Origin of the sequence: Acrocarpospora catenulata (genome assembly GCF_018476525.1) — a bacterium.
Classification (GTDB): domain Bacteria; phylum Actinomycetota; class Actinomycetes; order Streptosporangiales; family Streptosporangiaceae; genus Acrocarpospora; species Acrocarpospora catenulata.
This window is the reverse complement of the sequence record NZ_JAHCST010000048.1, coordinates 1-11,432: the sequence shown is the minus strand read 5'-3', so window position 1 is coordinate 11,432 and position 11,432 is coordinate 1. Positions and strand designations below refer to the sequence as shown.

The window sequence follows — 11,432 nt, the reverse complement described above, 5'->3', positions numbered from 1 at the left end:
CTCTTCTCGTTCACCTCCGGGATAGGACCACCGCAGCCAGGTCGTCGGTCAATGCGGTCTTGTGCATCTCCTGCACCCGGGCGATCAGGCGGCGCAGGTCGATGCCGCCCTGTTCGCGGATGAGGCCGATCAGTCCTTCGGTGCCCAGCAGGTCGCGCCCGCCGCCGACGGTCGCCTCGATCAGCCCGTCGGTGTAGAGCAGCAGCGACCATACCTCGCCCAGCGCGACGTCCACCGGGTTCCAGGTCATGTCCTTGAAGATGCCCAGCGGCGGCCCGGACGGGATCTCGGTGACCACGTTCACGTCCTCGCCCCTGATCGCCACCGGCGGCGGGTGGCCGACCACGTAGAGCCGGGCGGAGCCCAGGTCGGGCGCGATGGTGGCGGTGCAGAGCGTGGTGAAGATCTCCGGGGAGTTGCGCTCGTGCCGGAGCACGGTGTCCATGGTGGCCAGCATCGGGTTGCCGTCCAGGCCGGCGATGGTCAGCGTGCGCCAGGCGATGCGCAGCGCGGCGCCGAGCGCGGCCTCGTCGGGGCCGTGCCCGCAGACGTCGCCGACCACCACGTGCACCGCGCCGTCCGGGGTCTGCACGGTGTCCCAGAAGTCCCCGGCCAGCAGGCCCGCCTCCCGGCCTGGCAGGTAGGTGCTGTCGTGGTGCAGCGCGTCGCCGCCCAGCATCGGCACCGGCAGCAGGCCGTGCTCAAGCCGGGCCGCCTCGGCGCTGAGCAGCCGTTGCGCCACCAGCTCCCGCTGGGCCAGGTCGCCGCGCTTGCGCTCGATGGCGTACCGGATGGCGCGGGCCAGCAGCGGGCCGTCCACGTCCTGCTTGAGCAGGTAGTCCTGGGCCCCGGCGGCCACCGCGTCCACGCCCATCTGCACGTCGTCCAGGCCGGTCAGCACCAGCACCGCCGTGTCGGGGGCCATCTGGAGCACGTGTTCCAGCGCCTCCAGGCCGCTGGCGTCCGGCAGCGAGAGGTCCACAAGCACGCACTTGACCTCGCTGGTCAGCCGCTCCCTGCCCTCGGCCAGACTCCGCGCCCAGATGATCTTCGGTGGTTTCTGCGCGCCCGCGAGCGCCTCTTCCACCAGGAACTTGTCCTCTGGGTCGTCCTCGATGAGGAGGAGGGTGAGGAGGTCATGGAGACCGTAGGAGAGAGTCGGCACGCACGCCTCTTTCGGGGGAGGGCCTCACAAATATAGCGAGATCGGGTCACACCTGTGGGAGCGCTTCGACCCCGTCGGGGAGCGTTCCCTCCTGCGTGGCTTCGGCCAGGAAGGCCAGCAGGGTGGCCCGGAACGCCTCCGCCGCCCGGGTCGGCCGCACGTCCTTGCGGTGGGCCAGCGCCACCGTGCGCTGGAGCCCCGGCAGCAGGGGCGTGCCGATCAGGCCGGGCCGCCCGTCCAGCACCATGGACGGCACCACCGCCACCCCGAGACCGGCCTCCACGAACCGGAGCACCGCGTCCATCTCGCCGCCCTCGACCGCGAACCGCGGCTCGAAGCCGGCCACGCGGCAGGCGTTCAGGGTCGCCTCGCGAAGGTCGTAGCCGCGCCGGAACATCACCAGCGGCCGCCGCCGCAACTCCGCCATCCGCAGGTACGGCCTGCGCACCGGCCCCGCCAGATGCGCGGGCGCCGCCACCACCAGGCTCTCCCGCAGGATCTCCTCGGTCACCAGCGCCGGATCGTCCCCCTGCAACGGAAGGATGATCAACGCCAGGTCCAGCTGCCCCCGGGCCAGCGCCCGGACCAGGTCACGGGAGCCGCCCTCCTCGACCTCCAGCTCCACCCCGGGGTAGTCCAGGTGGAACCGGGCCAGCGCGTCGGCCAGCAACCCGGCGCAGAGCGAGGGCGTGGCGCCCAGCCGGACCCGGCCCCGGCGGAGCCCGGCCAGCTCGGCGATCTCCCGCCTGGCGGTCTCGGCGTCGGTCAGCATGCGCCGCGCCAGCGGCAGCAGCGCCTCCCCTTCCGGGGTCAGGGTCACGTTGCCCCTGGCCCGGCTGAACAGCGGGGCGCCGAGCTCGGTCTCCAGGGCCTTGATCTGCTTGCTCAGCGAGGGCTGGGCCACCCGCACGCGCTCGGCGGCCTGCGTGAAGTGCCGGGTCTCGGCCACCGCCACGAAGTACGCGAGCTGCTGTAACTGCACGATTCCCCAGCGTACGTGGTGTGATATTGCTCGCATCAGGCCGGGTGGCGGGGATGCGGCAAGACCGCCGGAGCCTGATCTCATAGCCGACGGCTATGGAAACCAGATCCCCGATGACTTGGACGGCATTCGCGGCGGCTTCTTACCGTCAAAGGCGTGACCTCCATCATCGAACGGGGGGCGGCCACCCGGCCGATCGTCCCGCCGCCTGCGCGCAAGCCGGGGTTCTTCGGCTCCTCCACCGGCCAGAAGGCCGTGATGGCGGTGACCGGCGCGGTGCTGGTGCTCTTCCTGGCCGGTCACATGGCCGGGAACCTCAAGACCTTCGCGGGCGCGACGGCCTTCAACGAGTACGCGGCCTGGCTGCGTGAGGTCGGCTACCCGGCGTTGCCGAAGCGGGCCGTGCTCACGCTGGTGGAGGTCGTGCTGGTGGCCGCGGTGGGGCTGCACCTGTGGTCGGCGGTCGCGCTGGCCCGCCGCGCCGCCCGGGCCCGGCCGGTCCGCTACGCCCGGCGCCGCAGGTCCCAGGCCGGCGGGTACGTGGTGCACATCATGCGCTGGGGCGGCCTCACCATCGCCCTTTTCGTGATTTATCACCTTCTGGACCTCACGTTCGGCGTGGCCAACCCGGCGGGGCCCGCCGCCACGCCGTACGCGCGGGTGGTGGCCGGCTTCCAGCACTGGTACGTGACCCTCGTCTACACGTTGGCCGTGGTCATGGTCGGCCTGCACCTGCGCCACGGCCTGTGGAGCGCCTTCCAGACGCTCGGCCTGGGCCGCCACCGCAAGGCGCTCCAGGCGGGGGCCGTGCTGGTCTCGGCCGGGCTGGTGGCCGGCTTCCTGTCCGTCCCGTACGCCGTGCTGATCGGAGTGGTTCGATGACCGACCGGATGAGCTTTCAGGTGGGCGAGGACATCCGGGACACCAAGGCCCCGGACGGTCCGATCGAGGAGCGCTGGGAGCGGCGGAAGTTCCAGGCGCGCCTGGTCAACCCGGCCAACAAGCGCAAGCTTCACGTGATCGTGGTCGGCACCGGGCTGGCCGGGGGTTCGGCGGCGGCCACCCTCGGTGAGCTGGGGTATCAGGTCACCTCGTTCTGCTACCAGGACTCGCCCCGGCGGGCGCACTCCATCGCCGCCCAGGGCGGGATCAACGCGGCCAAGAACTACCGGGGCGACGGGGACTCCATCCACCGGCTCTTCTACGACACCGTGAAGGGCGGCGACTTCCGGTCCCGGGAGTCCAACGTGTACCGGCTGGCCCAGGTCAGCGTGAACATCATCGACCAGGCGGTGGCCCAGGGGGTGCCGTTCGCCCGCGAGTACGGCGGGCTGCTGGACACCCGGTCATTCGGGGGCGCCCAGGTCTCCCGCACCTTCTACGCCCGGGGGCAGACCGGGCAGCAGCTGCTGCTGGGGGCCTACCAGGCGCTGGAGCGGCAGATCGCGGCCGGGACGGTCACCATGAACGCCCGGCACGAGATGCTGGAGCTGATCATCAGCGACGGGCGGGCCCGGGGCGTGGTGGTCAGGGACCTGGTGACCGGGGAGATCGAGAGCCACCTGGCCGACGCGGTGGTGCTGGCCACCGGCGGGTACGGCAACGTGTTCTTCCTGTCCACCAACGCCAAGGGCTGCAACACCACGGCGATCTGGCGGGCGCACCGCAAGGGCGCGATGTTCGCCAACCCCTGCTTCACCCAGATCCACCCGACCTGCATCCCGGTCTCCGGTGATCACCAGTCCAAGCTCACCCTGATGTCGGAGTCGCTGCGCAACGACGGCCGGGTCTGGGTGCCGGTCCAGGCCGGAGACACCCGGGCACCGGGCGACATCCCGGAAGCCGAACGCGACTACTACCTTGAACGGATTTATCCGGCTTTCGGGAACCTGGTGCCCCGGGACATCGCCTCCCGGGCCGCCAAGAACGTCTGCGACGAGGGGCGCGGGGTCGGCCCCGGCGGTCTCGGGGTCTACCTCGACTTCGCCGACGCCATCGCCCGCCTCGGCCGCCCGGCCATCGAGGCCAAGTACGGCAACCTCTTCGACATGTACGCCCAGATCACCGGGGAGGATCCGTACCGCAGGCCGATGCGCATCTACCCGGCCGTGCACTACACGATGGGCGGCCTCTGGGTGGACTACGACCTGCAGTCCACGATCCCGGGGCTGTTCGTGATCGGGGAGGCCAACTTCTCCGACCACGGCGCCAACCGGCTGGGCGCCTCGGCGCTGATGCAGGGCCTGGCCGACGGGTACTTCGTGCTGCCGACCACGATCGGCGACTACCTGGCCGACGCCCGCGACTTCGGGCCGGTGGACGACGTGGCGGTGGCCGAGGCCGAGATCGCGGTACGGGACCGGATCGCGCGGCTGCTCGCGGTGGACGGCACCCGCACCGCCGACTCCTACCACCGGGAGCTGGGCAAGCTCATGTGGGACTACTGCGGCATGGAGCGCACCGAGGAGTCGCTGCGCAAAGCGTTGGAGCGCATCCCGGAGCTGCGCGCGGAGTTCTGGCGGAACGTCAAGGTCTCCGGCACGGCCGAGGAGCTCAACCAGGCCCTGGAACGGGCCGGGCGGGTCGCCGACTTCTTCGACCTGGCCGAGCTGATGTGCCTGGACGCCCTGAACCGGACCGAGTCCTGCGGCGGCCACTTCCGGGCCGAGTCCCAGGACGCCGACGGCGAGGCCGTACGGGATGACGAGAAATTCGCCTATGTCGCCGCCTGGGAGCACACGCCCGACGGGCCGGTCCTGCACCGGGAGCACTTGGAGTACGCGTACGTGACGATGACCCAGCGGAGCTACAAGTGAACCTCACCCTCAAGATCTGGCGGCAGCACGACGCGGCCAAGTCAGGCCAAATGGTGACTTATCACGTCGAAGAGGTTTCGCCGGATATGTCGTTCCTGGAGATGCTGGACGTGCTGAACGAGCGGCTGATCCTGGACGGGGACGACCCGGTGGCCTTCGACCACGACTGCCGTGAAGGCATCTGCGGCATGTGCGGGCTGGTCATCAACGGGGTGGCGCACGGGGAGAGCCGCGCGACCACCACCTGCCAGCTGCACATGCGGCAGTTCAGCGACGGCGATGTGATCACCGTCGAGCCCTGGCGGGCGGCGCCGTTCCCGGTGATCAAGGATCTGGTGGTGGACCGGTCGGCGTTCGACCGCATCATCCAGGCCGGGGGGTTCATCTCGGTGCCGGCCGGGTCGGCGCCGGACGCGCATGCCGTACCGGTGAAGAAGGAGGACGCGGACGCCGCGTTCGACGCGGCGACCTGCATCGGGTGCGGGGCCTGCGTGGCGGCCTGCCCGAACGGGTCGGCCTCGCTCTTCACCGCCGCCAAGATCACCCACCTGGGCCTGCTGCCGCAGGGACAGCCGGAGCGGGCCGTCCGGGCCAAGGCCATGGTGGAGCAGATGGACCTGGAGGGCTTCGGCGGCTGCACCAACACCGGCGAGTGCACAGCGGTCTGCCCCAAGGGCATCCCGCTGGACACCATCGCCCGCATGAACGCCGACTTCCTGGGCCGTCGCGGCTGAGCGGCCGGAACCGGGGCTGAGCCACCAGAAAACCATTTGCCGGTTGACCTGGGCATTTGCGAGTCTGGAAAGGCTATGCGCGCGTTACCTGTGGCCGATCCCGGCATACCTGACCATCGCAGCCCACTCCGGTTCCTGTGGTGGCTGGCGCGTGCCCAAGCGGCGCCCCTGGCCATCGGCATCGGCTTCGCCACGGCCTGGTGGCTGGCGCAGGCACTGGTTCCCGCCGCCCTCGGCGCGGCCATCGACGCCCTCACCGCCAGACGCTCCGGCGAGCTGATCGCCTGGTCGGCAGCGCTGCTCGGACTCGGCGGGCTGACCGCCGTCTGCGGCACCCTCCGCCACCGGTACGCGGTGTTCAACTGGCTGTCGGCCGCCTACCGGACGGTCCAGCTCACCAGTCGTCAGGCCACCCGACTCGGCGCCACGCTGCCCAAACGCCTCTCCACCGGCGAGGTGGTCAGCGTCGGCAACTCCGACATCGCGCACATCGGCAACTCGATGGACATCCTGCTGCGCGGGGTGGGCGCGGTGCTGGCCATCGGCGCGGTGACCGTGATCCTGCTCGCCACCTCACTCCCCCTCGGCCTGATGGTGCTGATCGGGGTACCGGTCATGGCGATCGCCGTCGGTCCCCTGCTCAAGCCGCTGCACCGCCGCCAGCACGCCCAGCGGGACCTCCAGGGCGACCTGGCCACGCGAGCCGGAGACATCGTGGCCGGCCTCCGGGTGCTGCGCGGCATCGGCGGCGAGCAGGTCTTCGCCGCACGCTACGGGGAGGAGTCCCAGCGCACCAGGAGGGCAGGCGTGCGGGTCGCCTCGGTGGAGTCGCTGCTGGAGGGCGCCCAGATCCTGCTGCCAGGACTACTCATCGCCCTGGTCACCTGGCAGGGCGCGCACTTCGCGCTGGACGGGCGGATCAGCGCGGGCCAACTGGTGGCCTTCTACGGGTACGCGTTCTTCCTGATCGCCCCGCTCCGCACACTCACCGAGGCCGCCGACAAGCTGACCAAGGGCCACGTGGCCGCCCGCCGGGTCTGCCGCATCCTCGAACTTGAGCCGGAGATCATCGGCGGCACGCAGGCCGTGCCCGGCGGCCCGCTGCTGGACGCCGAGTCGGGCGTCCTGGTCCGGCCGGGCCTGCTGATCGGCCTGGCCGCCGCCGACCCCGACGAGGCCATCGCCATCGCCGACCGCCTCGGCCACTATGCCCCGGGCGCGGTCACCCTGGACGGGGTCCCGGTCGCCCAGCTGGACCTGACCGAGTTCCGGGAGCAGGTACTGGTCGCCGACAACGCCGCCAAGCTCTTCTCCGGAACCCTCCGCGAGGAACTGGACGTGCGCGGCGAGCCGGCCGGGCTGACCCGCGCCCTGCACGCGGCCTGCGCCGAGGACATCGTCGAGGCCCTGCCGGAGGGCCTGGAGACCAGGGTGGCCGAGGCCGGGCGGGAGTTCTCCGGCGGCCAGCAGCAGCGGCTCCGGCTGGCCCGCGCGCTCACCGCCGACCCCGAGATCCTCATCCTGGTGGAGCCCACCAGCGCGGTGGACGCGCACACCGAGGCCCGCATCGCCGAACGACTCGGCAAGGCCAGGGCCGGGCGGAGCACGCTGGTCTGCACCACCAGCCCGCTCGTGCTGGACCGCGCCGACCTGGTGCTCTACGTGGAGCACGGCAAGGTCCAGGCCGAGGGCGCCCACCGCGAGTTGCTCGCCTCCTGCGCCCGCTACCGCTCGATCGTCATCCGGGAGGACTGATGGCCCGCCAGATCCTGCCCGTCGCCGACCAGGCCCAGGTCCGCGCGTACGCCCGGCGGCTCACCCTGAAGTACCCCCGGCAGCTGGCCGCCGCGCTGGGCCTGCACGCGCTGGCCGCCGTCACCGGACTGGCGAGCCCGCTGCTGCTGGGCCGCCTGGTGGAGGACGTGGTCCACGGCACCGGGAACGTGAACGTGGACGTGATGGCGCTGGCCATCGCGGGGTTCGTGGCGGCTCAGGCCGTACTGACCAGATTCGCGGTGTACGCCTCCGCCCGGCTCGGCGAGCGTGTGCTGGCCGAGCTCCGGGAGGAGTTCGTGGACCGGGTGCTCGCGCTGCCGCTGTCCACCGTGGAGCGCGCGGGCTCCGGCGACCTGATCACCAGGACCTCCCGGGACGTCGACTCCCTCTCCCGCACCGTGCGGCACGCCGTGCCGGAAACCCTGATCGCCCTGGTCGCCGGGTTCTTCGGGGTGGGCGCGCTGCTGCTGGTGGGCCCGGTGACGGCGGTGCCCTCGCTGATCGCGGTGCCGCTGCTGTGGATCTCCACCCGCTGGTACCTGAAACGCGCCAGGGACGGCTACCTCCGGGAGAACGCCGCGTACGCGGACATGACCGAAGGCCTGGCCGAGACCGTCGAGGGGGCCAGGACGGTGGAGGCGCTCGGCCTGCCGGAGCGCCGCCGGGCCCGCACCGACACCGACATCGCCCGCTCCTACGCCGCCGAGCGGTACACCCTCGGCCTGCGCATGGTCTGGTTCCCCTCGGTGGAGATGGGCTACGCCATCCCGGTGGTCGCCACCGTGCTCGTCGGCGGCCTGATGTACATCCAGGGCTGGGTGACGCTGCTCCAGGTCACCGCCGCCACCCTCTACGTGCAGCAGCTCATCGACCCGCTGGACCGGCTGCTCTCCTGGGTGGACGAACTCCAGGTGGGCGGCGCCTCGATGGCCCGCCTGCTCGGCGTGGCCAACGTCCCCGACGACCGCGACCCCACCGGCGCGCGCCCGTCCGGCGCGGAGCTCACCGCCACCGGCGTCCGGTACGCCTACCGGGACGGCCACGACGTGCTGCACGGCATCGACCTGGCGGTCCGGCCCGGCGAACGGCTGGCCATGGTCGGCCCGTCCGGGGCCGGCAAGTCCACGCTGGGCCGGTTGCTGGCGGGCATCCACGGCCCCCGCACCGGCGCGGTGACCGTCGGCGGCACCCCGCTGGTCGAGCTGCCGCTGGACGAGCTGCGTGGGCACGTCGCCCTGGTCACCCAGGAGCACCACGTCTTCCGTGGCACCCTCAGGGACAACGTGCTGATCGCCCGCCCCGACGCCACCGACGCCGAGGTCCGCCGTGCCCTCGAGGCGGTGGACGCCTGGGAGTGGGTGTCGGCCATGGGCCTGGACACCGAGGTGGGCTCGGGCGGCGAGGCGATCTCCCCGGCCCACGCCCAGCAGCTCGCGCTGGCCCGGCTGGTGCTGGCCGACCCGCACACACTGGTACTGGACGAGGCCACCTCGCTCATCGACCCCCGGGCCGCCCGCCACCTGGAACGCTCACTGGCCGCCGTGCTGGACGGGCGGACCGTCATCGCCATCGCGCACCGGCTCTACACCGCGCACGACGCCGACCGGGTGGCCGTGGTCGAGGACGGGGTGATCAGCGAGCTGGGCTCCCACGACGAACTGGTCGCCGCCGGGGGAGCCTACGCCGCGCTCTGGGACAGCTGGCACGGGAAGTCACAGACCGCCTAGCGCCTTCTTCAGGAACTCCAGCTGCAGCAGGAGCAGGTTCTCCGCCACCACCTCCTGCGGCGTCATGTGGGTCACCCCCGACAGCGGCAGCACGGTGTGCGGGCGTCCGGCGGCCAGCAGCGCCGAGGAGAGCCGCAGGGTGTGCGCCGCCACCACGTTGTCGTCCGCCAGACCGTGGATGATCATTAGCGGGCGTTCCAGCTTCTCGGCGTCGGCGAGCAGCGAGGAGCGCTCGTAGTGGCCCTCGTCCGGGTGGCCGAGATACCGCTCGGTGTAGCAGGTGTCATAAAGCCGCCAGTCGGTGACCGGAGCGCCCGCCACCGCCGCGTGGAACACGTCGGGGCGGCGGAGCACGGCCAGCGCGGCCAGGTAGCCGCCGAACGACCAGCCCCTGATGGCCACCCGGGTCAGGTCCAGGTCGGGGTGGGGGAGCGAGAGCAGCGCGTCCACCTGGTCGTCGAGGGTGACGGTGAAGTCGTGTCGGATCTCCCGCTCGAAGGCCGGCCCCCGCCCTGGCGTTCCTCGGCCGTCGGTGACGATCACCGCGAAGCCCTGCTCGGCCCACCATTGGGGTTCCAGGAAGCTCCGGCTGGCGGCGATCACCCGCTGCGCGTGCGGTCCGCCGTACGGGTCCATCAGGACCGGGAGCTTCCCTGCGCCCTCGACATGCCAGGACGGCAGGAGCACCGCGGTCGACAACTGCCGGTCCCCCGCTCGCACCAGCGAGACCCGCAGGTCGAGCGTGGGCCGTTCGGCCACACCGGCGATCGCGACGGTCGACCCGTCCGGGCGGATCACCCGGACCGCAGTGCCCTCGGTGTCCAGCGTCTGCGCGGCCACCACGGTGACCCCGCCCTTCCTACGGCCGGTGTAGACGCCTGCCTCGGTGGTGACCGGGCTGAGTGTGCCGTCCCGGTAGGTCCAGAGCATGATCTCGGTGGGGTCCCCGGAGGCCTGGAAGAGCACCGTGTCCCCGTCCACGTCCAGGACCGCCCTGACCTGCAACGACGGCGGGGTGACCGCGCGGTCCCCGACCACCAGCCGGCGCCCGCCGTCCTCGTCCGCGACCCACACCAGGGTGCCGTCACCCAGACGGCCCGGTATGCCCGGCACGACGTCCAGCCACGCCGGATCGACGTCCTCCCGGACCACGGTCGTCGCGCCGTTCTCCGGGTCGACGCTCAGCAGTCGCATCGTGCGCTGCGCCCGGTCCAGCGTCACCAGCGCCAGGCCGTGCCCATCCCAGACCGTCGTGACCAGGTACTCCGCCTCGTACGGCACCGGGACCCTGGTCCCGTCCAGCCGGTACACGAACAGCTGGACGTCCGCGTTGGCGGTCCCCGCCGCCGGATAGGCCACCGTCGCGGGCTCCCGGTCGGGGTTGGCCGGATCGGCGATGTGCCACCGCTCCACCGGTGCCTCGTCCACCCGGGCCACCAGCAGCGCCTGGCCGTCCGGCGACCACCAGTACCCCCGCATCCGGGACAGCTCCTCGGCCGCCGCGAACTCGGCCAGCCCGAAGGTCACCCCTTCCTCGGCCGCGACCGCGATGTCCGCCCCCGAGCCGACCTCCTGCACCCGGAGCACCCCGCCGGTCACATAGGCCACCCGCTCCCCGTCCGGCGACAGCCGCGGATCGATGACCGCCCCCGGCGTCTCCAGTCGCCGGACCTGGTCCGCCTCCCACAGATACAGCCCCCCGGAAAGCGCGAACACGATCCGCCGCCCCTCATCATCCACGGCATACGCGACCACACCCCCCGCCGCCTCCCGCGCCCGCTCCCGCCGCGCCCGCTCCTCCGCCGGCAGATCCTCCTCAGCCACCCCCGCCGACACCGGATCGACCAGCAGCCGCTCCACCCCGTCCGGCACGCTCAACTCCCACAGGCAGGTCACCGCATCGGTACCCGACCTGCTCCGCAGGAACAGCACACGATCCCCCACGATCGTGAATTGACGCGGCACCCCCAAGGTGAACCGCCGGGTCCGGGCATACAGTCTGGGGAAGCTCTCACTCATAGCTCCACATACTGCCAGCCGCATAGCGCCATCCGGTCACTTGCGACGGCCCGTCAATACGATCAGCGACGAGTGACGAAGCGGTTGCCGGTCGGAGGTCGGGAGGGTGGGTGGGACGGGGACGGGGACGGCGAAGTCGGGCAGGGGGTGGAGGGTGGGGTGGGTGGACGAGGCCAGTTGGGGTGGCCTCGGCCTGGTGGAGGGTAAGGCGAG

8 protein-coding genes are annotated in these 11,432 nt (G+C 71.8%); 5 read left to right on the top strand and 3 right to left on the bottom strand.

All coding sequences use genetic code 11. From position 1 onward, the window contains the following. Window positions 1-10 precede the first annotated feature (10 nt). Both KIP79_RS49770 and KIP79_RS33780 read right to left on the bottom strand, forming a co-directional pair. Window positions 11-1,165 carry a PP2C family protein-serine/threonine phosphatase gene (locus tag KIP79_RS49770; protein ID WP_214109035.1) on the bottom strand — a complete coding sequence of 385 codons (1,155 nt, stop codon included), beginning with the start codon at window positions 1,163-1,165 and terminating at the stop codon, window positions 11-13. Window positions 1,166-1,211: 46 nt separating this feature from the next. Beyond that, the gene (locus tag KIP79_RS33780; RefSeq protein WP_214109034.1) at window positions 1,212-2,147 is read right to left on the bottom strand and encodes a LysR family transcriptional regulator; all 936 of its coding nucleotides are present in this window, start codon (window positions 2,145-2,147) and stop codon (window positions 1,212-1,214) included. 156 nt (window positions 2,148-2,303) lie between these two features. Between KIP79_RS33780 and KIP79_RS33775 the strand changes: the two genes are divergently transcribed. The 5 genes from KIP79_RS33775 (at window position 2,304) to KIP79_RS33755 (ending at window position 9,200) form a co-directional block, all read left to right on the top strand. Then, complete coding sequence (locus tag KIP79_RS33775) at window positions 2,304-3,029, top strand: succinate dehydrogenase cytochrome b subunit (RefSeq protein WP_214109033.1); 726 nt, start codon at window positions 2,304-2,306, stop codon at window positions 3,027-3,029. Then, a complete protein-coding gene (locus KIP79_RS33770; protein ID WP_214109032.1) occupies window positions 3,026-4,963 on the top strand; it encodes a fumarate reductase/succinate dehydrogenase flavoprotein subunit in 1,938 nt (645 codons plus the stop codon). Before KIP79_RS33775 ends, KIP79_RS33770 begins: the two co-directional genes overlap by 4 nt. Then, window positions 4,960-5,697: a succinate dehydrogenase/fumarate reductase iron-sulfur subunit gene (locus KIP79_RS33765; protein WP_214109031.1), complete on the top strand. Its 738-nt coding sequence runs from the start codon at window positions 4,960-4,962 to the stop codon at window positions 5,695-5,697. The genes KIP79_RS33770 and KIP79_RS33765 overlap by 4 nt, the downstream gene beginning before the upstream one ends. A 75-nt stretch (window positions 5,698-5,772) precedes the next feature. Beyond that, window positions 5,773-7,452: an ABC transporter ATP-binding protein gene (locus KIP79_RS33760; RefSeq protein ID WP_214109030.1), complete on the top strand. Its 1,680-nt coding sequence runs from the start codon at window positions 5,773-5,775 to the stop codon at window positions 7,450-7,452. After that, entirely contained in the window at window positions 7,452-9,200 is a 1,749-nt protein-coding gene (locus tag KIP79_RS33755; protein WP_214109029.1) for an ABC transporter ATP-binding protein, read from the top strand. Before KIP79_RS33760 ends, KIP79_RS33755 begins: the two co-directional genes overlap by 1 nt. Here KIP79_RS33755 and KIP79_RS33750 read toward each other — a convergent pair. Then, complete coding sequence (locus KIP79_RS33750; protein WP_214109028.1) at window positions 9,186-11,219, bottom strand: prolyl oligopeptidase family serine peptidase; 2,034 nt, start codon at window positions 11,217-11,219, stop codon at window positions 9,186-9,188. The genes KIP79_RS33755 and KIP79_RS33750 overlap by 15 nt on opposite strands. Window positions 11,220-11,432: the final 213 nt, after the last annotated feature.